The organism is Bifidobacterium sp. B4081 (genome assembly GCF_026537335.1).
Classification (GTDB): Bacteria; Actinomycetota; Actinomycetes; order Actinomycetales; family Bifidobacteriaceae; genus Bombiscardovia.
In genome coordinates this window covers 922,560-943,433 of sequence record NZ_JAFNMM010000001.1, presented here as the reverse complement: position 1 = coordinate 943,433, position 20,874 = coordinate 922,560, and the positions used below count along the sequence as shown (strand labels likewise).

18 protein-coding genes are annotated in these 20,874 nt (G+C 61.4%); 3 read left to right on the top strand and 15 right to left on the bottom strand.

The genetic code is table 11. The features are described 5' to 3' along the window. The 7 genes from sufD to aroC form a co-directional block, all read right to left on the bottom strand. Positions 1 to 1,227 (bottom strand): Fe-S cluster assembly protein SufD, encoded by a 1,227-nt coding sequence (gene sufD, locus J3T92_RS04155; RefSeq protein ID WP_267399878.1) that lies wholly within the window; start codon positions 1,225 to 1,227, stop codon positions 1 to 3. Next, entirely contained in the window at positions 1,227 to 2,681 is a 1,455-nt protein-coding gene (sufB, locus tag J3T92_RS04150) for a Fe-S cluster assembly protein SufB (protein WP_267400251.1), read from the bottom strand. The genes sufD and sufB overlap by 1 nt, the downstream gene beginning before the upstream one ends. Positions 2,682 to 2,941: 260 nt before the next feature. Next, on the bottom strand, positions 2,942 to 4,606 hold the full coding sequence (locus tag J3T92_RS04145) for a CTP synthase (RefSeq protein WP_220235899.1): 1,665 nt from the start codon (positions 4,604 to 4,606) through the stop codon (positions 2,942 to 2,944). Between the two features lie 65 nt (positions 4,607 to 4,671). After that, positions 4,672 to 7,215 (bottom strand): excinuclease ABC subunit UvrA, encoded by a 2,544-nt coding sequence (locus J3T92_RS04140; RefSeq protein WP_267399877.1) that lies wholly within the window; start codon positions 7,213 to 7,215, stop codon positions 4,672 to 4,674. Beyond that, complete coding sequence (gene aroQ / locus J3T92_RS04135; RefSeq protein ID WP_220235901.1) at positions 7,212 to 7,682, bottom strand: type II 3-dehydroquinate dehydratase; 471 nt, start codon at positions 7,680 to 7,682, stop codon at positions 7,212 to 7,214. Before aroQ ends, J3T92_RS04140 begins: the two co-directional genes overlap by 4 nt. Positions 7,683 to 7,685: 3 nt before the next feature. Then, a complete protein-coding gene (locus J3T92_RS04130) occupies positions 7,686 to 9,317 on the bottom strand; it encodes a bifunctional shikimate kinase/3-dehydroquinate synthase (RefSeq protein ID WP_267399875.1) in 1,632 nt (543 codons plus the stop codon). Positions 9,318 to 9,330: 13 nt separating this feature from the next. Continuing rightward, entirely contained in the window at positions 9,331 to 10,524 is a 1,194-nt protein-coding gene (gene aroC, locus J3T92_RS04125) for a chorismate synthase (protein ID WP_220235903.1), read from the bottom strand. 62 nt (positions 10,525 to 10,586) lie between these two features. Here aroC and J3T92_RS04120 point away from each other — a divergent pair, with 62 nt between their 5' ends. Next, positions 10,587 to 11,060, top strand: coding sequence for a prepilin peptidase (locus J3T92_RS04120; RefSeq protein WP_267399873.1), 474 nt, complete (start codon positions 10,587 to 10,589; stop codon positions 11,058 to 11,060). Positions 11,061 to 11,113: 53 nt separating this feature from the next. Here the strand turns inward: J3T92_RS04120 and mltG are convergent, their stop codons facing one another. The 7 genes from mltG to rpsD form a co-directional block, all read right to left on the bottom strand. Beyond that, complete coding sequence (gene mltG / locus J3T92_RS04115; RefSeq protein ID WP_267399872.1) at positions 11,114 to 12,310, bottom strand: endolytic transglycosylase MltG; 1,197 nt, start codon at positions 12,308 to 12,310, stop codon at positions 11,114 to 11,116. Next, positions 12,311 to 12,793 carry a Holliday junction resolvase RuvX gene (gene ruvX, locus J3T92_RS04110; RefSeq protein WP_267399871.1) on the bottom strand — a complete coding sequence of 161 codons (483 nt, stop codon included), beginning with the start codon at positions 12,791 to 12,793 and terminating at the stop codon, positions 12,311 to 12,313. Between the two features lie 7 nt (positions 12,794 to 12,800). After that, entirely contained in the window at positions 12,801 to 15,482 is a 2,682-nt protein-coding gene (alaS, locus tag J3T92_RS04105) for an alanine--tRNA ligase (RefSeq protein ID WP_267399870.1), read from the bottom strand. A gap of 166 nt (positions 15,483 to 15,648) precedes the next feature. Then, on the bottom strand, positions 15,649 to 15,888 hold the full coding sequence (locus tag J3T92_RS04100) for a hypothetical protein (RefSeq protein WP_267399869.1): 240 nt from the start codon (positions 15,886 to 15,888) through the stop codon (positions 15,649 to 15,651). Next, positions 15,888 to 16,319 carry a DUF948 domain-containing protein gene (locus J3T92_RS04095; RefSeq protein ID WP_267399868.1) on the bottom strand — a complete coding sequence of 144 codons (432 nt, stop codon included), beginning with the start codon at positions 16,317 to 16,319 and terminating at the stop codon, positions 15,888 to 15,890. The genes J3T92_RS04100 and J3T92_RS04095 overlap by 1 nt, the downstream gene beginning before the upstream one ends. A 92-nt stretch (positions 16,320 to 16,411) precedes the next feature. After that, positions 16,412 to 17,080, bottom strand: a complete 669-nt coding sequence (locus tag J3T92_RS04090) for a histidine phosphatase family protein (protein ID WP_267399867.1) — start codon at positions 17,078 to 17,080, stop codon at positions 16,412 to 16,414. Between the two features lie 92 nt (positions 17,081 to 17,172). Beyond that, a complete protein-coding gene (gene rpsD / locus J3T92_RS04085; protein ID WP_220235909.1) occupies positions 17,173 to 17,799 on the bottom strand; it encodes a 30S ribosomal protein S4 in 627 nt (208 codons plus the stop codon). 319 nt (positions 17,800 to 18,118) lie between these two features. On the opposite strand from rpsD, the gene J3T92_RS04080 reads away from it, so the two are divergent. After that, positions 18,119 to 18,805 (top strand): TetR/AcrR family transcriptional regulator, encoded by a 687-nt coding sequence (locus J3T92_RS04080; RefSeq protein ID WP_267399862.1) that lies wholly within the window; start codon positions 18,119 to 18,121, stop codon positions 18,803 to 18,805. Then, the gene (locus J3T92_RS04075) at positions 18,802 to 20,061 is read left to right on the top strand and encodes an MFS transporter (protein WP_324123914.1); all 1,260 of its coding nucleotides are present in this window, start codon (positions 18,802 to 18,804) and stop codon (positions 20,059 to 20,061) included. Before J3T92_RS04080 ends, J3T92_RS04075 begins: the two co-directional genes overlap by 4 nt. An 86-nt stretch (positions 20,062 to 20,147) precedes the next feature. Here J3T92_RS04075 and J3T92_RS04070 read toward each other — a convergent pair whose 3' ends face one another. After that, on the bottom strand, positions 20,148 to 20,720 hold the full coding sequence (locus J3T92_RS04070) for an NAD(P)H-dependent oxidoreductase (protein ID WP_267399859.1): 573 nt from the start codon (positions 20,718 to 20,720) through the stop codon (positions 20,148 to 20,150). Positions 20,721 to 20,874 lie beyond the last annotated feature (154 nt).

The following is a 20,874-nucleotide window of genomic DNA, read 5'->3' as shown; positions in this document are numbered from 1 at the left end:
TCAGTTCTCCTCCAAAACGTGCTGCATCTCTTGATCCTCGCCGGCCGCCAGCCTGCGGTCGATGACCCCCATCAGGTGCCCGGAGACGCTGGGGACGTCAATCTCCTCCACCAGTTCTCCGAAGAAGCCTCGAACCACCAGCTTGCGGGCCTCCTGCTCGGGGATGCCGCGGGACTGCAGGTAGAAGAGCTCCTCGTCGTCGAAGCGCCCAACCGAACTGGCATGGCCTGCCCCGATGATGTCGCCGTTCTCGATCTCCAGGTTGGGCTCGGAATCCGCGATGGCCCCAGGGGTCAACACCAGATTCCGGTTGAGCTCGTAGGAGTCGGTTCCAGGCGCGGTAGGCTGAATGAGCGCATTACCCACCCAGGTGGTGTGCGCGCCGATTCCATCCAGGGCCCCCTTGTAGACCACGCGGGACTTGCAGTTGGGATGGTTGTGCACCACCATGGTCCTGTGCTCCATGTGCTGGCCGGGGTCGACGAAGTAGATACCCAACATGTTCAGGTCGCCCTGCTCGCCGCCGAAGTCCTGGTCCATGCGCAGCCGCACGACATCGCCGCCCAGGCTGACTACAGAGTGACGCAGAGAGGCCTCGGCTCCCAGGTGAATGCGATGGTTGCCTACATGCTTGCTGCCCTTGTCCCACTCCTGGATGAAGGTGGTCGACATCTGCGATTTGTCACCGATGTCGATTTCAACGCCCTCAGCCAGACGTGCCTGGCCCTGGTGCTCGACCACCAGATCGGCCTTGGTGCCCGCCTCTGCCTTGATGACCAAGTGGAAGGCATCCAACTCGGGGCCGCCGCCATTGACACGGACCAGCACGGGCTGATCCAAGGTGCCTCTGAGGTTGACCACAGTCGCCTGCTTGCCGCTCGCCCACTCCACGGCTGCCGCTCGGTCGCTGGGCTTGAGGACAGTGCCGCAGGGAGCCTGAGCCATGGGAATCTGGCTGAAGCTGACCTGATCTGCGGGAGGGACGGACCCGTCGATCATGGTGACCGAGACCCTGGTCAGACCGCTGGGCTTGAAGACAGCGAAGAACTCCTCCATTCGGTCGATGGGGGTGAACCGCCAGTCATCCTGCTTGCGGGTGGGCATGGGGAAGTCGTCAGGATTGAAGGAGCGGGGCTCCTTGTCGGCGCTGGACGGCATGGTTGCCGGGAAAGCGTATGGGTCCTTGGGATCCGCATGCGGAATGGTTATTTCGCTCTTCTGTGACATCAGCCTACCGAACCCTCCATCTGCAATTCGACCAAGCGGTTGAGCTCCAACGCGTACTCCATGGGCAGCTGCCGGGAGATAGGCTCCACAAACCCCCGCACGATCATGCCCATGGCTTCCTTCTCCTCCAGACCGCGGCTCATCAGGTAGAAGAGCTGGTCCTCGGAGACCTTGGAGACGGTGGCCTCGTGGGCCATGGACACGTCGTCCTCGCGAACGTCCACGTGCGGGTAGGTGTCCGACCGGGAGTAGTCGTCCACCAGCAGGGCATCGCAGACCACCGAAGAAGAGGACTTCTCGGCACCCTTGATGATCTTGACCAGGCCCCGGTATGCGGCCCTTCCCCCGTTGCGGGAGATGGACTTGGAGACGATGGTTGAGGAGGTGTGGGGTGCCAGGTGAATCATCTTGGCGCCCGTGTCCTGGTATTGTCCCTTGCCGGCGAAGCCCAGGGAGAGGGTCTCGGCCTTGGCGTAGGGCTCGGCAAGGATGCAGGCCGGGTACTTCATGGTCGCCTTGGACCCGATGTTGCCGTCCACCCACTCCATGGTGCCGCCCTCGCGTACATAGGCACGCTGGGTGACCAGGTTGTAGACGTTGTTGGACCAGTTCTGGACCGTCGTGTAGCGCACACGGGCGTGAGGCTCGACCACGATTTCCACATTGGCCGCATGCAGGGAGTCGGTGGAGTAGATGGGGGCCGTGCAGCCCTCCACGTAATGGACGTAGGAACCCTCGTCGGCGATGATCAGCGTGCGCTCGAATTGGCCCATGTTGGGCGTGTTGATCCGGAAGTAGGCCTGCAGGGGGATGTCCACATGTACTCCCTTGGGCACGTAGACGAAGGAGCCACCCGACCAGGCCGCCGTGTTCAAGGCGGCGAACTTGTTGTCGTCCGGGGGAATGACCGTGGCAAAGTACTTGCGGAAGAGGTCCGGGTACTCTTTCAGGGCCGTATCCGTATCCAGGAAGATAACCCCCTGTTTGCGCAGGTCGTCACGGATGGAATTGTAGATGACCTCGGACTCGTACTGGGCGGCTACACCGGAGACCAGCCGCTTCTTCTCGGCCTCGGGGATGCCCAGCCGGTCGTAAGTAGTGCGGATGTCGTCGGGCAGTTCCTTCCAATCCTTGGCCTGCTCCTTCAAGGGCTTGACGTAGTACTTGAAGTCGTCGGCATCGAACCCGCTTAAATCCACGCCCCACTTGGGCATGGGCTTGTCCATGAAAGCCCGATAGCCCTCGAGTCGCATCTGCAGCATCCAGTCAGGCTCGCCCTTGTCGGCCGAGATGGCCCGGACCACGTCCTCGTCGATGCCCTTGTGAGCGTTGCGACCGGCATCATCGGAGTCGTGCCAGCCATAGGTGTAGTCGCCGAACTCGGAGATGATCTGGTCGTCTTTTTTGATTTTTTCTTCATTGACGCGGGAGCGGTCGGCCACATATTGGCTCATTTCCACATCCCGCGATGTGTCTGTCCGCTGCGAGGTGCTGTCCACGAGCTGAGACCTCCTAACACACGCACGGCCACCATATGCGGCCGATCACACCTTTACAGGATAACCGTGGCACTGGTGAACCGCCAGACCCGGGCTTACGCTCTCTAAGGAATCCGACCCTTCCTTTCGGCGAAAGCGCCGATATGGACAATCGCCCGCTTCCCTATAAGAGGGAAACGGGCGATCTTACCGGAAGAGTCCGAAAGGAATTGACTTCAGGCCGCCTCCTGGCCTCCGTGCTCCAGGCTGGCCTTGACCAGGCCGGTGAAGAGAGGATGCGGCTTGGTGGGCCGGGACTTGAACTCCGGGTGGGCCTGGGTGCCCACATAGAAGGGGTGCTGGTCCTGGGAAAGCTCCACGAACTCGGTCAGCTGCCCGTCCGGGCTGGTGCCTGAGATGTGCAGGCCGGCCTTGTCCAGCCGCTCCTTGTAGGCCACGTTGACCTCATAGCGGTGGCGGTGGCGTTCTGAGATCTCAGTGGAGCCATAGAGCCGGGCTACCAGGGAGTCGGGCTTGAGCACTGCCGGGTAGGCGCCCAGCCGCATGGTGTGGCCCATGTCGCCATGGCCGGCCACGATTTCCTTCTGCTCCTCCATGGTGGCGATGACCGGGTTCTCGCAGTCAGGCTCGAACTCCGAGGAGTTGGCATCCTCCAGCTCCAGGACGTGACGGGCGAATTCGATGACCATGGACTGCAGACCCAGGCAGAGTCCCAAGGCGGGCAGGCCGGTCTCACGGGCGTAGCGCAAAGCGCCAATCTTGCCCTCGATGCCACGGATGCCGAAGCCTCCGGGAACCACGATGCCGTCAACGCCCTCCAGGGCCTTGCGGGCGCCATCCATGGTCTCGCAGGTGTCGGCTGCCACCAGCTTGACCTGGACCTGGGACCGATTGGCGAAGCCGCCGGCCTTCAGAGCTTCGATGACCGACAGGTAGGCGTCAGGCAGGTCGATGTACTTGCCCACGATGGCGACGGTCACCTTGGTACGGGGGTTGTGGACCCGGTCCAGCAGGTCCTCCCACTCGTTCCAGTCGACGTCGTGGAAGGGCAGCCCCAGCTTGCGCACCACGTAGGTATCCAGACCCTCCTTATAGAGGATCTTGGGCACGTCGTAGATGCTGGGCGCATCCACGCAGTTGACCACGCCCTCGGCATCCACGTCGCACATCAGGGAGATCTTGTCCTTGATGCCCTGGTTGAGCGGCCTGTCAGAGCGCAACACCAAGGCATCGGGGGCGATGCCCAGCTGGCGCAGGGCCATGACCGAGTGCTGGGTGGGCTTGGTCTTCAGCTCGTGGGCGGCTGCCACATAGGGCACCAGCGAGACATGAACGAACATGCAGTTGTCCGGACCGATGTCCCGACGAACCTCGCGAGCGGCCTCCATGAAGGGCTGTGACTCGATGTCGCCCACAGTCCCTCCGATCTCGGTGATGATTACATCCACATCGTCACTGGCCTGGGCCCGCATGCGGCTCTTGATTTCATTGGTCACATGGGGAATGACCTGGACGCACTGGCCCAGGTACTCCCCCGCCCGCTCTTTGCGCAGAACGGACTGGTAGATCTGGCCGGTAGTTACATTGGCCTTCTGGGAGAGGAAGACGTCGGTGAAACGCTCGTAATGGCCGATGTCCAGGTCGGTTTCGGCCCCATCCTCGGTCACATAGACCTCGCCGTGTTGGAAGGGGTTCATGGTCCCTGGATCGACGTTGATGTAGGGATCCAGCTTCTGTTGAAGAACGCGGATTCCACGGCTTCTCAGTAGACGACCCAGAGATGATGCGGTCAGTCCCTTGCCCAGCGAAGAGACCACGCCGCCGGTGACGAAAATGTGTTTGGTAATATGCCCTTGCGGATTTCCATGTTCTCTGACCATGGAACTTCAGCCTATCAGGCGGGAGCGACCAGAAACCGGCCAACACTCGAGGAGGACTGACTGATTCAAGGACGGCTCAAATGCAGGTGGTCGGCCAGGTAGCGGCCGGTCACCGAATCCGGGTTGCGAGCCACGGATTCCGGGTCCCCTTGGGCCACGATTCTTCCGCCTCGATCGCCGCCCCCCGGACCCATATCGACCACATAGTCGGCGTTGGCGATCATGTCCAGATCGTGTTCGATGAAGACCACCGTGGCCTCCTTGCTGACCAGGCGCTCCAGTACTCCGATCAGGACGCGCACATCCAAGGGATGCAGGCCTGTGGTGGGCTCATCGAGAACGAACATGGAGCCATTCTGCCTACGGCCCAACTCGTTGGACAGCTTCAGCCGCTGGGCCTCCCCTCCAGACAGGGAGGGGGTGTCCTCCCCCAGGGTCAGGTAGTCCAAGCCCAGGTCCTTCAATGTCTGCAAGCCTCGGCGGATGGCTGTGTACTCGCGGCCCTGTGCGAAGACCTCCAGGGCACGGCCCACCTCCATGGCTAGCAGATCGGGCAGACTCATCGGCTCCGCGTGGGCCGGCGTGGACAAACGGTAGTGCTCGGCCTCCGGACGGTATCGACGACCATGGCAGCTAGGGCAGGTGATGGGGATGTCAGGCAGGAACTGCACATCCAGGCTGATCTGCCCGGTCCCGTCACACTGGGGGCAGCGCAGGGATCCGGTGTTATAGGAGAATGCAGAGATGCCCAACTTGTCCTTTTTCGCCTGGTCAGTGGCCGCGAAGAGGCGACGCAGCCGGACCATCAGCCCCGAGTAAGTGGCCACCGTGGAGCGCACGTTGATGCCTATGGGCGAGGAGTCCACCAGCCGGACCCTGTCGATGCCCGCTGGTTCCAGGCTGTGTACATGCTTGGGCATGGGGTCGCCCTGAATGCGGGCCTGCAAAGCCGGGACCAGAGACTCCAGGATCATGGTTGTCTTTCCTGAGCCGGATACACCGGTCACTGCCGTCATGCACCCACGGGGAATGGCTAGAACGAGAGGGTGGACTGTGTGAATGGGTCCTGATTGCATACGGATCCACTCATTCTCTGCAGGCATGGGATGCCGGTCCCGTACCAGAACAGGCTCGCGTCCATCCAGAAAACCGGCAATACGCGAGTCCGGGTCTGCAGCGATCTGCTCAGGGGCTCCATGGGCCAAAATCCTGCCGCCGCGCTCCCCTGCTCCGGGACCCATTTCGATCAGATAGTCGGCTGATTGCAGAACCTTGACGTCGTGGTCGACGAAAACCACCGAATTGCCGTCGGCCAGCAGGTCGCGCATGACCCCTGTAAGCCCCTCCAGGTTGGCAGGATGCAGGCCGGTCGAGGGCTCGTCCAGCACATAGAGCACGCCAGTGGTCTCATTGCGCACAGCCCTGGCCAGCTGGGCCCGCTGCCGCTCCCCGGTAGACAGGGAGGCGCTGGAGCGGTCCAGGGTCAGGTAGCTCAGTCCCAACTGAATCAGTCGCCTGCCCATCTCATCCAGGGTCTTGCAGAGGGCCGACGCCATGGGCCGCATAGGTTCAGGCAGCGTGGGCGGCAGCTTCCGACCCCAGTCCAGCACCCGATCAAGAGGCCAGGAGGTGACCTCGGCTAGGTTGTCTCCGTTGATCTCGGGCAGACGCGCCCGCTGGTTGAGCCGGGTGCCCTTGCAGTCCGGGCAGGTCCGTTCGGTCAGGAACTTGGACACCTTGGCCAGGCGCTTGTCGTCGTTGGCTCTCTTGAGCTCCTCGGTCACGGTCAGCCGTGCGTTGCGGAAGGTGAAGTCCAGCTCATGGACACCCTTGATTGAAGTAATGGTGATGTGCTTCTTCTCGGCTGGCCCCTCGAAGACGATCTTTCGTTCCCGATCGGTCAGATCCCGCCAGGGCACGTCGGTGCGGACTCCGAACTCGCGCACGATGTCGGGCTGGACGTTGAAGCCGAAGGTCCGCCATGGCACCACGGCCCCTTGGTCGATGGTCAGGCTGCCATCGGGAACCAGGGTGGCGTCGTCCACCTCGCGCACGGTCCCGGTCCCTTGGCAGGCAGGGCAGGCCCCCAGGGAGTTGAAGGCCAGCTCCTCGGCGCTGGGAGGCTCCACCTTTGCACCGCAAATAGGGCAGCTGATGGTCATCTCGGCTGCCACTGCCAGGGTGGGCTCCTGCCGATGGCCATTGGGGCAGACGTGGCTGGCCAGCCGGGAAAACATCAGCCTAAGCACGTTAAGCAGCTCGGTGGCGGTGCCGAAGGTGGAGCGCATGCCGCCCACGCCCGGGCGTTGACGCAGGGCCAATGCGGGGGGCAGGAAACGCACCGAGTCCACCTGAGGGCGCTGGGCCTGGGTCATCCGCCTCCTGGTGTAGGTGGACAGGGATTCCAGGTAGCGCCGTGAGCCCTCGGCATAGAGGACCCCCAGAGCCAGGGAGGACTTTCCGGAGCCCGAGACCCCGGCGATGCCCACCAGATGATTCAAAGGAACGTCGACATCCAGATTGCGCAGGTTGTGGACCCTGGCGCCGCGGACAAGGATGGCCTTGGGCGGTGCAGAGAGCTTCTTGCCGATCTCTCCGCTGTCTCTCATGCGCTCTCCTGCAGGTGAGCCACTGCCTCCAAGGCCAGCCGGTAGCCGTAGAAGCCCAGGCCGGTGATGGTGCCGGTGGCCACCGGCGAGATGACGCTGCGTCGGCGGAAGGCCTCCCGGGATGAAGGATTGGAAATATGAACCTCCATCAGTGGCAGCCCTGCCTGGGTGACCTGGACGGCGGCATCGGCAAGTCCATAGCTGTAGTGGGTAAAGGCCGCCGGGTTGAGTACCACCGCGCTGCCCTGGTCTACCGCCTGATGCATCCAACAGATGACCTGGCCCTCGTCGTCCGATTGCAGCACCTGAACATCCAGGCCCAGCTGCTGACCCCATTGTTCGCAGTCCCGGGTCAGTGTCTCCAGATCCTGACGACCGTAGACATCAGGGTCGCGCACACCCAGCCGACCCAGGTTGGGTCCGTTGACCACCAGAACCGTCTGCCTGCCCTTGTCGGCTTCCGCCATTTGTCATTCCTCCTTGCGTATGGCCTGGAAGGCCTCCTTGAGCGCCGAGACCGGCGGGTCGTCCAGGTGGGTGGGTTTGCCCAAACCATCAAGAATGATAAACCGCAACTTGTTGCCACGGGCCTTTTTGTCCCGATGCATAAGGGTCAGCACATGGTCGAAATCGCCACCATCCCACCAGGTTCTAAGGCCCAGGGAAGACAGAAGCTGCCGGTGGTAGTCGACCGCCTCCTGATCCAGATGGCCGGTGATCCTGGCCAACTCGGCCGCGAAGACCATGCCCACTGAGACGGCCTGACCATGCCGCCAGGTGAAGTGTTCGATCTTCTCGATGGCGTGGCCCAAGGTGTGGCCATAGTTGAGGAACTCCCGCAAGCCGGACTCTTTGAGATCCACTGAGACGTGCCGGGCCTTGACCTCCACGGTGCGTTCGATCAGATCCTGGACCACCGTGCCCAGCCACTGGTCAGACTCCTGTCCGTCGAAGGCTCGCAGGCAGTCAGCCCGCTCCTCCAGCTCACGCAGAATACCTCCGTCCATGATGAAACCGGACTTGGCCACTTCTCCCAGGCCCTCTACGAAGATCTCGTTGGGCAGGGTCCGCAGAGTCCGCAGATCAGCCAGGACGCCGGCAGGGGTGTAGAAGCTGCCGACCAGATTCTTGCCCTGCTCCATGTTGATGCCGGTCTTACCTCCGGTGGAGGCATCAACCATAGCCAGCAGGGAGGTGGGGCAGTTCACATAGCGGATGCCGCGCATCCAAGTAGCGGCGATAAACCCGGCCTGGTCTGTGGCCGCTCCCCCTCCCAATCCCACAACCGCGTCGGAACGGGTGAAGCCCTCGGTGGCCAAGCGCTCCCAGATACCCTGGCTGACCTGGATGGTCTTGCCTGCCTCCGCGTCCGGAATGGTCAAATCCACCACCTGATACCCGGCCTGGCGAAGCAGGGCCCGGGCATGGTCGGAATGACGCTGGACCGGCTGGGTGTGAATCAGGGCCACCCTCATGGTCTGGTCGCCAAGCAGCTCATGCAGTCGCCCGGTCACCCCGGTGCCGATCCTCACATCATAGGGATAGGGACCGCTGACGTGAACCACCCGCTCAGTCAAGGCATCGGCTAGCCGTCGGGCTAGGGCCCAGGGGGTGGTGTTCCTGGATTTGAGGGTGATGGTAGCCAGCCCCTGGTAGACGCTGCGACGCTCACGATAGAGAGCCATCCAGCGCTCCGATGCGCCGCCGCGAAGAAGGGGGCGACGATCCGAGTGAGCCGCTCGGCTGATCCCCTCCTCAGGGTCGATCTGCAGGTAGACCACAGCACCGCCAGCCCGCCGATAGTCCTGCAGCGCCTGGAAGACCTCGATGCTCATGGGAGCACCGCCTCCCAGGGACAGGATGCCGCTGGGAAAATCCTTCAAGAGGTCCAGGACCGTCCTGGTCTCCATACCGCGGAAGACCTGCTCGCCCTGGCTGTCGAAGATCTCGCTGACCGACAGACCTGCTTCTTCCTCAACGCATTGGTCCGTATCCCGGAAGGGCACCTTGATCAGGGCGGCCGTCTCCCTGCCCAGACGGGTCTTGCCCGCACCGGGCATGCCGATGACGACGGCCTTGGGCATGCTGCTGCTTTCAATCATGCAAGACCGCCCCCTACCGCAGATGCTCGGGCCAAGACTGGAGGTAGGCCTGGGCGTTGCGCCGAACCTCCTCGAGCGAGTCGCCGCCGAACTTCTCCAAGGCGAATCGTGCCAGCGTCAGGTTCATCATGGCTTCGCCGATCACTGCGGCGGCAGGCACTGCAGTCACGTCGGAACGCTGATGGATAGCCTGGGCAGGCTGGCCGGTGGCCACATCCACCGTCCGCAGGGCTCGGGGCACCGAAGAGATAGGCTTCATGGCGGCCCTCACCCTGATGGGCTGGCCGTTGGATGTGCCACCCTCCAGGCCGCCCGCGTGGTTGCTGAGTCTGCGGATGGTGCCGTCAGGACCGGGCTCCATCTCGTCATGGGCCTGTGATCCGGGGCGATCAGCCTCGCTGAATCCATCACCGATCTCCACGCCCTTGATGGCCTGAATGCCCATGAAGGCGCTGGCCAAGGCCGCATCCAGACGCCGATCGTCCTCCACATAAGTGCCCAGTCCTGCAGGCACGCCATAAGCGATGACCTCGAAGACCCCACCGGCGGTGTCGCCGTCCTTCTTGATCTGATCGATCCTGGCCACCATCCGCTTCTCAGCGTCCTTGTCCAAGGTCCTGACCGGAGAGGCATCCAGGGCGGGTCCGTCTTCAGGGCCGGGCGTAGCCTCATGCCCCTCCAGCCCGACCCCGGCTATGGAGATGACGTGGGAAACGGTCCGTATGCCCAGGGCCTGCTGCAGGAAGTCGGCAGCCACCGATCCTAAGGCCACTCTGGAGGCGGTCTCCCTGGCAGATGAGCGCTCAAGGACTGGACGCGCATCCGTAAACCCGTACTTGCGCATACCAGTCAGATCGGCATGGCCTGGCCTGGGCCTGGTCAGAGGGGCGTTGCGACCGGTCGCCGGGGGCTCCTGATCGGCAGGCAGCTCGTCCACGCTCATGATCCGCTCCCACTTGAGCCACTCCGTGTTGCCGATCTCGACGGCCACTGGTGAACCGAGCGTCCGTCCATGTCTGACTCCGGTCAGCAGTCGCACCTTGTCCTGCTCAAATCCCATCCTGGCCCCACGGCCATAGCCCAGCCGACGACGGGCCAAAGCCGATTCGATATCCTTGGTGGACACGGCGACACCGGCGGGCAGACCCTCCATCATGGCCACCAAGGCCTCTCCGTGGGATTCCCCTGCCGTCTGCCAGCGCAACATATTCAAGCTCCTCGTTTGTTCCTCGTTTGCCAGGTTAGGGCTACGTATGATTATCTTAGAAGATGGTCTACCTCATCCCAGCGCCGGGACTGCTCACCGCCCTCCTCCTGGCCCTGATAGACATCCGCTCCCGGCGAGTCCCACGTCTTCTGGTGCTCTTCGGGCTGGTGCTGCAGACCGTGACCCTGCTGGTCTTTTCCCTGATCAAGGGCCGTCCGACGCTACTGGCGCAGTGCCTGCTGCTGACTCTGGCATGTGCGGGACTTCAGCTCCTGCTGGCCCTAATCCGACCCGGCGCTCTGGGACTGGGCGACGTGACGGCTACAGGTCTGGTCGCCCTGAGCCTGTCTGTCCTGGGATGGACGACCATTCTGGTCTGGTGGCTGATGATGGGCCTGCTGGGGCTGGTTTCCCTGGCTCTGGTCTGGTTGGCTCGTCGCCGCAGGTCGGCCAGAACGAACAACCCTCTCTCGCTGGCCTATGTCCCGGTCATCCTCGCAGCAGCGGCAGTGGCCCTGGCCATTGATGCCATCTAGAGCCGGCAAGCGCCTGACCGGGGTTGGGATCCTCAAATTCCAAGAAAATGGTGCTAATTGTTCTGCTCGTTGTGCTTTGATTCCCAGGCCTTGTATTCCTTGACATCTCGGTTGAACTGATCCTGGTTGTCGCTGAACCTGGTCTCCCCCGTGTCCATGTTGACGGTCACGAAATAGAGCCAGTTGCCCGACTCCGGGTGCATGGCCGCCTGGATGGCCTCGTCTCCCGGGCTGCCGATGGGGCCTGGAGGCAGGCCCTGGTGGACCCTGGTGTTGTAGGGGTCGTCGGCGTTCTGCAGCATGGCATCGGTCAGCTTCAAGGCCGAGACGTTGTTGGAGTAGGCCACCGTGCTGTCCATGCCCAAGGGCATTCCCTTGGCCAAGCGGTTGTCGATGACCCTTGCCACCTTGCCGTAGTATTCCGATTTGTTGACCTCGGCTTCGGTAATCGAGGCTGTATTCAGGATGGTCTGCCGTTCCTGACCTCCGGGTACGCCCAGCTGATCCAGATGCTCAATACGCTTGGAGACCAGGTTGGTCAGGATGGCCTTGGCCGACCCGGCCTTGCGCACATCGTACTCCCCGGGCTGCAGCCAACCTTCAAAGCCTCCCTGGGCCTCCTGGGGCAGAATCCCATCCCCCTTGGCTTGAACCAAGGCATCGAATTCGCTCTGCGGCACCCCAGAGAGCTGAGCGGCCCTGGCAATCACATCACGTACCCGCTCGCCGGCCCTTACCTGTAGGAAGCCTCCGGCCTTGTTCCGGTCAGTCAGAATGGTCACGACATCGGAGGCTTTCATCCGCAGACGCAGATCGAAGGTGCCGGGCACCAGCCTGGACTCGGATTGGGCGCTGGTGATGGCGTGCAAAAAGGCCTCCGTGGACTTGACCACTCCAGCCTTGACCAAGTTGGCACCGACCTGATCAGCCCCCTGGCCGCTCTCGACCGTGAACTCCACCGGCGCTCCACCAGGGCCGGGATAATCAGGGGCGACTTCCTTGGTGGCTACGATCCTGGGAGTTCCATGGCGTAGCCCGCCCACCAGAATCACCACGCAGGAGGCAGCAACCACCACGGCCAAAGCGATGAGGAGAACCATAATCCGCTGACGGCGCTTGTGCCTTTCACGCCGACGGCGCATCTCACGACGTGAACGAGGAGGACGCGGCGGCATGATGGAAACCGGTGCCTGCCCATCGGCAACCCACTGGACCTTGTCCTGGAAGAATTCCTGCATGTCGTCGGCCAATTACCACTCCTTGTCGACACGTTGGTCATCCAGGGCCGACTGTAGCAGTACAACAGCGGACTGCTGATCGACCATAGGACGATGTTTTCGCCCGTCAACACGGGCATCGTATAGCTGACGATGGGCGCTGACGGTCGTCAATCGTTCGTCTAGCAATACTACACTGGGCAGCTGATCGGGGGCGATGCCAGCATCCTGAGCGGCCTTCTGCAGACGTCCAGTCAGGGCGCGCACCCAACGGACCGCCTTTTTAGCGCTGCGACCAGCCTGGCCGCTCAGGAGCAGGGGGTGACCGACTACGACCCTGGACACGCATTTATTCATGATCAGGTCTTCCACCTGGTCCAAGGCCTGGAAGTAATCGCCCTGAACCCTGATGTTGCCAACGGGGAAGGCCAGGGTCAACTCAGGGTCCGACAGGGCCAGACCCACCCTGGCTTCGCCAAGATCCACCCCCAGCCACGCGCCTGTCTGTAATCGCACGGGAGGCTCAGCCCTCTCGGACCTGATCGCTTAGGGCTTTCAAGGCCCGATCAATGGCTGAAGCATCCTGGCCACCACCCTGGGCGAAGTCAGGCTTGCCACCACCGCCGCCTCCCAGGACCTTGGATGCCGTCCTGACCAGGTCGCCGGCCCTAAGACCGCGGTCACGTGCAGCCTGATTGGTTGCTACAAAGATGACAGGCTTCTCATCCTCGCTGACACCGGCCAAAGCAACCACAACCGGGTATTCATCGCCCATGCGGGCCCGCAGGTCGGTTACCGTCTTGCGCAGGGCATCGACCGAGCCAAAATGCTCCATATTCCGAGAGGCGATCTTGACCTCGCCTGGGGCGTGCAGAGCATGGTTGGCCAGCTCTGGCACAGCCTGGGCCATCTGCTGCTCATAGGTTGCTGCCAGTCGGCGATCGGACTCCTTGAGCTTGGCCAGCAGGGCAGAGATCCTGGACTCAAGCTCGTCAGGGCGGGCGTTGAGCTTGTCTGAGAGCTGTGAGACCAGGGCGTGCTCACGGGCGTTGTACTCGTATGCCCCCTGACCCACTACGGCATCGACACGACGAACGCCGGTGCCCACCGAGGCTTCGGACAAGATGGAGACCGCGCCGATCTTGCCCACATGGTCCACATGGGTTCCCCCGCAGAGCTCACGACTCCAGCCGTCCTCGCCAATGGAGACCACACGGACCACGTCGCCATACTTCTCCCCGAACAGGTGCATGGCGCCCAGGGCGATGGCATCGTCGTACTTCATCTCCTGCGTGGTCACAGCCAGGTTGTCTCGCAGGCGGTCGTTGACGCGGGATTCCACCGCATCCATGGCCTGGCGGCTGGGGGCCTGCGACCACTGGAAGTCGAAACGCAGCCTGTTGGGCGCATCCTCAGAACCGCGCTGCGTGGCCTGGGGACCCAGTTCCTCTCGCAAGGCCTTGTGGACCATGTGCGTTGCGGTGTGTGAGCGGGCGATGGCGCCGCGCCGGTTCCGGTCGATGGTGGCCGTGACCTTGGCCTGCAGGGTCAGCGTCCCTTCGGTCAGCCGACAACGGTGGATGGTCAACCCCTTGATGGGCTTCTGCACGTCGTCCACTTCAAGGACGGCCCCATCGTCGGCCAGTATCTCACCCTGATCGGCTAGCTGACCGCCGGCCTCGGCATAGAAGGGCGAGCGGTCCAGAATCACCTCAACCTGGGCAGGTGCCTTGACAGCCGGAACCGCTCCCTTGCCCTCCTGGATGATGCCCAGGACGGTTGACCGGCTGGAAAAGTCAGTGTAGCCCAGGAAGACCTGAGGCTCGGCCAGACTCTTGCGCATATCGTCGTAGACGCTCAGGTCCACGTTGTGCCGCTTCTTCATAGCATCGGCGCGAGCCCTGGACTTCTGCTCGTTCATGAGCTTCCGGAACTCGTCCTGATCGACCTTGACTCCCTGTTCGGCAGCCATCTCCAGGGTCAGCTCGATGGGGAACCCATAAGTGTCGTGCAGAGTGAAGGCATCCTTGCCGGACACCTCAGGTTCGCCCTTCCCGCTTTTGGCCTTGTTGACGGCAGTATCCAGAAGGGTGGTTCCCTTGTCCAAGGTCCGGCGGAAGGACAGCTCCTCGCCATAGGCCGATTCGGACACATCAGAGAAGGTGTCGTTCAGCTCCGGATAGCTGGGGGCCATGGCCTCCTTGGAGACTGGGAAGAGCTGGGGCAGAACCTCCTGGTCCACGCCCAGCATCTTCATGGAGCGGATGGTCCGGCGCAGCAGACGACGCAGCACGTAGCCACGACCGACGTTGCTGGGGCGGACTCCGTCGCTCATGATCATCAGGGCCGAGCGGACATGGTCGGCCACCACACGGAAGCGCACGTCATCCTGGGCGTCGTCGCCGTAGTGCCGACCAGACAGGCTCTCGGCCGCCTGGATGACAGGGTAGACCTCGTCGGTCTCATAGATGTTCTGCTTGCCCTGAAGCAGGTAGGCCAGACGCTCCAGTCCGGCACCGGTGTCGATGTTCTTGTGCTCCAGCTCGCCCACGATGTGCAGGTCGGTCTTGGATCGGACATTGTCCACCTCGTAGTTTTCGAAGACCAGATCCCAGATCTCGATGTATCGGTTCTCGTCTGCCGAGGGGCCGCCCTCCTTGCCATAGGCAGGGCCGCGATCCACGTAGATCTCGGAGCACGGTCCGCCGGGGCCGGGGCCGCCGGTTGTCCAGAAGTTGTCCTCCATGCCCAGGATTTCCATGTGCTCTGGGTCGAAACCCTCGTTCTTCCACAGTGAACGAGCCTCGTCATCGTCGGTGTAGGTGGTGACCCAGATCGTTTCGGGGTCGAAGCCGTAGCCGCCCTGGTCCTGGGGCTTGGTCAGCAGATCCCAGGCATAGTGGATGGCCTCCTCCTTGAAGTAGTCGCCGAAGGAAAAGTTGCCCAGCATCTGGAAGAAGGTGCCGTGACGGGTGGTCTTACCCACCTCATCAATGTCCAGGGTACGCACGCACTTCTGATTGCTGGCCATGCGGTTCTTGGGCGGGGTCTGCTCCCCCAGCAGGTAGGGGATGAAGGGAACCATGCCGGCGATGGTGAAGAGCGTGGTGGGATTGGGCGAGATCAAGGAGGCGGAGGGAACCACCAGATGATCCTTGCCCTGGAAATAATCGAGGAAACGCTTGGCGATTTCCGATGTGCGCATGCTGCTTCTGCTCCTTCAGACCCGGCAAACACCGAGGGGATTACGGGTTGTCTAAATGACTCGGTTATACGGGGTGCGAGCAGGTCGCCCTCACTCCGGACTCTTAGCTGAATATGGTGATTTTATACCGGCCAGGCGCGTCTGCCTTGGCCTGTCCGCCCCGGGCTCAGCCCTGGAAACGGTCCAGATAGCGTCGGCCCAGCTCGTCCTGCCGCTGGTGCATTGTCTGGGTGAACTGGCGCACCAGACCGGACAGGGTCCGTGAGGCTACCTGGTCCTGGTCCTCACCCAGCACGAATTCCCTCGCACGCTTCGGGGTATTGGCCCTCACATAGGCCTCTGCCTTGGTCACCAGGACCACGCCTGCCGTGACGCCCAGCCCCATCCAGAAGATCCGTTTGAACATCAGCGGGTCCTCCCCTCGTTCCCTTGACCGTCATTGGTCTTTTTTGCTGTGGAGGGATTGGATTCGGCGTTGTCGCGACTACCTGAAAGGAATGACGAGATCGTCTTGCGCAGGGCATAGAGGAAGGCTGCCACTTTGATGACCGGCTTGCCCAGCATTGATCCATACAGATCGGTCAGGGCGCCGACGTTGCCTGCCGTGGTCGAGGCCGCTGCGGAGATGCGATTGATGTCGGTCAGGGTCTGGTTGAGCTGAGTGACCGTGCTGGCGGACTCGTCCAGGGTGGGCACCACATGGTCGCCCGCCTGCTTGATGGTCTGCGCCAACTGGTCGAAGAGCTTCCCCAGACGAATCAGGGGATAGATTAGAAACCCCGCCAGGATAGCGAAAGCAATGGCCGCTATCAGGCCGGCAATCTCTCCTACGCCCATCTGCTACCTCTCTTCCATTGGTACGATACTGGGGACAACGCTAGCACGCACCGTCTATCAGACTAGGCCACGACCGGCCGGTTGAAGCCGATTCAGCGGTTGAAGGACTGAACCTGCAGGGCGCGCTCAAAGGGGGCTTCCGTATCAAAGTCGAATATTGTGACGCTTCCGTTGCTCGGGCGGCAGCTGGTGTCGTAACGACCGCCGCCGAAGCGGTTGACCAGACTGAGCAGGGTGTTGCCGTGCGAGATCAGCAGGACGCGGTCGCCATCTTTCAGATGCGGATCGGCTGCAATCAGGGCGAATCCGCCGGCAATGCGCGTCCAGTACTCGCTGTCGGACTCCGCATCGCCAAAGGGGTCGGCCTCCTTGAGGAAGTCCCTGGTGGCGGCCAGACCGAACTGGTCCACAATCTGCTGGTAGGTTCCTGCTCCATGTGGCGCGCCTGCAGCCCACCAGGCCAAGGCCATGTCCTGCCCCTCGAAATAGCCATAGAACTGCTCGCGGAAGTGACTGTCGCTGACCGGCTCAGGCTTGTTCTCCGACTGGTTCTGGTCCAGGATTCTGCGGACTGTCTCCTGGGCGCGTGTAGTGTCCGAGCAGTAGGCGGCCGCAAAGCTCACTTTGCTCAATCTTTGGCCCGCACGATCAGCATCCTCGAGCCCCGATGAGGTCAAGGGCGAGTTGGACCAGCCCTGGAGACGGTTGTAACGGTTGAAATAAGTCTGTCCATGGCGGACAGCATACAGATGGAGCAACATGACCCCATTATCCCACGCGAATCCCAACAGGGGCGGCAGAACCTGACATGCAAAGAGCCCCGGACGAACCGGGGCCCCGAGATTTTTCGCGGTCAGCGAGCGTAGAACTCGACCACATACTGAATGTTGACCTGAACCGGGATCTCCTCCGGTTCAGGCTTGCGGACCAGGGTGGCCTTCAGGGAGGCCAGGTCCACGTCCAGGTAGCCGGGGACTGCAGGCAGCACGTCCCTATGGACGCCTTCTGCGGCGATCTGGAAGGGTACCATGGTCTGGCTCTTGGGCTTGACCTGAATGGTCTGACCGGGCTTGACCCTGTAGGAAGGACGGTCCACGATGTTGCCGTCGACCAGGATATGGCGGTGGACCACGTACTGACGAGCCTGGGCCGTGGTGCGTGCGATGCCGGCGCGCAGGACCAGGTTGTCCAGGCGGCACTCCAGCTCGCGAAGCATGGCTGCACCGGTCTGGCCGGACTCGTGGGTGCCCCGCTCGTAGGCGGCACGCAGCTGCTTCTCGGAGACGCCGTACTGGGCGCGCAGCCTCTGCTTCTCGCGCAGACGGACAGCGTAGTCGGACTCGGTGCGACGGCGGCTGCGGCCGTGTTCGCCTGGGCCATAGGGGCGCTTTTCGAACAGGCGCTGGGCCTTGGGGGTCAGGGCGATGCCCAGAGCGCGGGACAGGCGGACCTGGCGACGCGCACGCTGAATGTTAGTCATTGATGCAATCCTTACTTGCTTCTGTCGTTATCTGAACGAAGACGGCCGAAACCGTCGAGTCAGGCCTCTCCAATGCTTCACCGTGCCAAGCACGAACGACCTTGCGGCCGCCGACCCATTGATGGGCTGAGACTCCAGATAGATTTGCGCACAAATGCGCAAACCAAGTGTTCATTAAACCACATGTGCCCGACCTGGGGCAAAGAGTATGTTGTGATATATTCATACCAACGGTCGGTATGATATCGAGTCATGACAAGCAGACTCCCCCAACCAACCGACGATGACCTATCGTCATCGACCTGAAAGGAAGACGCCTATGGCCCGCAATGCTCACCCTGAACTGACGCAAGAGCGAATCATCAAAGCCGCTACCGAGCTCTTCACCCGCCAAGGCTACGACAAAACCAGCATGCAGGACATCATCAATGCAACAGGAGGCTTGAGCAAGGGAGCTGTTTACCATCACTACCAGTCCAAGGAAGACCTCTTCGACGCTGTGGCCAATAGATTGATGAACACTGTGAGCGAGACGACCAGCAAGGCCCATGCCCGGTCGAAGCAAGACACGGCTTTGAAGCAGCTGCAGTCGCTCTTCTCTCCCGAGCGGGCGCGAAAGAGGCTGGAGGCCGCGGATCTGATGTTCCGCGAATTCAACCCAAAGGCCAATCCTAAGATGATCGGCATGGAATTCACCGCCTTGGTGGATGAGCGGGACGACTTTGTCGACCTGATCAAGCAGGGCAACCAGGACGGTTCAATGCATGTGGACCACGTCGAACAAACTGCAGAGATCTTCCGCCTGCTGGCTAATATGTGGCTCCTTCCCTTCTTTCGTAGGGGAACACAGGCGGAACTGCGCACCAGAGCCGCTTGCTTTTTCTCTATCCTGCAGGGCCTGGGCATCCCCCTGGAGGGCCAAGGGTTCTCCGACCTGCTGGCCTCCTTCGGCACCGATGCCAAAGGGGGCGGCAATGAAAAGACCGAAGGCGAGGGGAGCATATGAACCCGCTCGCTCACAACCAAACCTCAGGCAAAGGGTTGCTGGCACCGCCGTTCATTGCTCTTCTGACGACTGAGATTCTCTCCAATCTAGGGGCAGACATGCTTGGTCTTCGCCCTTCCCCTTCATCTGCTCAACATCTCAGGATCGGCATCCCTCTATGGCATGGCATCCGCTCTGGCCGTCCTTCCATCCATACTCCTGACCCCCCTGGGCGGAGCTCTGGCGACCGACTGCACAAGCAGTCCACCATGGCAGTGCTGGACATTCTGTCGGCATTGACCGCCTTCTTGTACATTCTGATCGGCCACAAAATCGACCCCGTTTTTTTGACCGTGGCCTGCATGATGCTGGTCAACGCCTATAGGGCCTGTTACAGCCCAACGGTGCAAGCAGCCCTTCACTGCCTGGTAGACAGAAAAGACCTGACCCGTGCATCAGCCCTGGTTTCCCAGGCGATCTCCCTCGTAGGAATGATCGGACCAGTGTTGGCCGGCATGGTCATGGGATTCTTCGGAATCATGCAAGCGGTCGGGATTGCCGCCTTGGTCTGTCTTATTTCTGCTGTCTGGATCAGGATCGCCGTCAGTATTCCCGAACCAGCACAGGGCTCCTCCCAAGGCCCAAGAGCACTGGTGAGCCATCTGGCCGCGGATGCCAAAGCGGCTGCACAATTTCTGGTCAGGCATGGCAACCTCAAAGTGGTCATAGGACTCAGCCTGGCGGCCAACTTGATCTTTGCCTCCTACATCAACGTGGCCCTGCCCTATATGGTCACTCGCACGCTGGGCCTGAGCAATGCCATGCAGGGGCTGGCCGAAGGAATACTGGCCTGCGGAAGCCTGCTTGGAGCCGTCTTGGTGTCCATCCGTCCAGCCTGGTTCAATCTGCAACGAATACCCATGCTGCTCTCGGCCAGCGCCCTGGTTCTCCTGCCCATTGCAGCAGGACTGCTTCTGCATTCGCCTACTCATGTCCTCTTCGCACTGGTAACCGGATGCATAGCTCTGGCAGCGGGAATAGTGCAGACGGTCAGCATCACTTCCCTGTCCTATGAGCAGATTCATACCCCTGCAAGGCTGATAGGCAAGGTGATAGGGCTGACCAATAGTCTATGCATGTGTGCGATTCCGCTGGGACAAGCCGCCTTCGGCCCGCTGATCGACCACTGCCCCATGACCCTGATCATCACTGGAGTGGTCATGGTGACACTGCTGACATGTCTGATCGCCAGGCTGGCCATGAAACCGGACGAATGACTGGCATGGCGTATGCCCTTTGAATGCCGCGCCAGCGCTTTTCGTCATTGACGGTCAAAGGTCCATCGCTTAAAGGCTGACAGGTCTTACTTTGCTGAAGGCACTGTCTTGCAAATCTTCCGAGTGAAGGCCTTGCGGCGTCCAGGCGTATCAACCTTCGAGTCGATGCGGCCCAGAATGCTGGCCCCAGTAAATTTGATACCGCAGAATTTTAGGATGGAATACTTCCATCGGGTCACGGTGGAACCATGCATCTTGGAGACGAAGGCCGGCCCATGGCTGCTGCTGATGATTTGCGCCGTCTTGCCCTTGAGCAGTCCCTCCGATTTGAGACTGCTCCCGTACCGGTAGGCAAATTGTGGCGTGAGTACCCTATCCAACCAGCCCTTGAGGATGGCTGGTTCACCTGCCCACCAAATGGGGAAGACAAAGACCAGATGATCGGCTCGGGCAACCATGCTTTGATAACGCTTAGGTGCTGATTCGTCCTCCATGTGCTTGGCATAGCCGTAACGAAGCACCGGGTCGAAGTCTTCTTGGCTGAGGTCGATCATCTCGACCGCGTGACCCTTACGCCGGGCAGTTAGTGCGTAAGCCTGGGCGTTGGCATGGCTAAAACTACCTTCATAGGGTGATCCTTGAATAACAAGTATGTTCATGTCATCTACTTCTTCAGTTGTACTGCATTTGGCTTTGGCGCTATCTAAAACTTCAGCTGGCTCTATTATTCAATAATAATTTTATATTCGGTAACTTACCGCGAGCAAAACCGTCGACAGATTGGACAGCGATGGGTCTGGCCTGAAGATTATA

Bases quoted from the DNA above. Each gene is read 5' to 3' on its own strand.
- sufD (WP_267399878.1), bottom strand. From the start codon at position 1,227: ATGTCACAGAAGAGCGAAATAACCATTCCGCATGCGGATCCCAAGGAC.
- sufB (WP_267400251.1), bottom strand. From the start codon at position 2,681: ATGAGCCAATATGTGGCCGACCGCTCCCGCGTCAATGAAGAAAAAATC.
- J3T92_RS04145 (WP_220235899.1), bottom strand. From the start codon at position 4,606: ATGGTCAGAGAACATGGAAATCCGCAAGGGCATATTACCAAACACATT.
- J3T92_RS04140 (WP_267399877.1), bottom strand. From the start codon at position 7,215: ATGAGAGACAGCGGAGAGATCGGCAAGAAGCTCTCTGCACCGCCCAAG.
- aroQ (WP_220235901.1), bottom strand. From the start codon at position 7,682: ATGGCGGAAGCCGACAAGGGCAGGCAGACGGTTCTGGTGGTCAACGGA.
- J3T92_RS04130 (WP_267399875.1), bottom strand. From the start codon at position 9,317: ATGATTGAAAGCAGCAGCATGCCCAAGGCCGTCGTCATCGGCATGCCC.
- aroC (WP_220235903.1), bottom strand. From the start codon at position 10,524: ATGTTGCGCTGGCAGACGGCAGGGGAATCCCACGGAGAGGCCTTGGTG.
- J3T92_RS04120 (WP_267399873.1), top strand. From the start codon at position 10,587: ATGGTCTACCTCATCCCAGCGCCGGGACTGCTCACCGCCCTCCTCCTG.
- alaS (WP_267399870.1), bottom strand. From the start codon at position 15,482: ATGCGCACATCGGAAATCGCCAAGCGTTTCCTCGATTATTTCCAGGGC.
- J3T92_RS04100 (WP_267399869.1), bottom strand. From the start codon at position 15,888: ATGTTCAAACGGATCTTCTGGATGGGGCTGGGCGTCACGGCAGGCGTG.
- J3T92_RS04095 (WP_267399868.1), bottom strand. From the start codon at position 16,319: ATGGGCGTAGGAGAGATTGCCGGCCTGATAGCGGCCATTGCTTTCGCT.
- J3T92_RS04090 (WP_267399867.1), bottom strand. From the start codon at position 17,080: ATGTTGCTCCATCTGTATGCTGTCCGCCATGGACAGACTTATTTCAAC.
- rpsD (WP_220235909.1), bottom strand. From the start codon at position 17,799: ATGACTAACATTCAGCGTGCGCGTCGCCAGGTCCGCCTGTCCCGCGCT.
- J3T92_RS04080 (WP_267399862.1), top strand. From the start codon at position 18,119: ATGGCCCGCAATGCTCACCCTGAACTGACGCAAGAGCGAATCATCAAA.
- J3T92_RS04075 (WP_324123914.1), top strand. From the start codon at position 18,802: ATGAACCCGCTCGCTCACAACCAAACCTCAGGCAAAGGGTTGCTGGCA.
- J3T92_RS04070 (WP_267399859.1), bottom strand. From the start codon at position 20,720: ATGAACATACTTGTTATTCAAGGATCACCCTATGAAGGTAGTTTTAGC.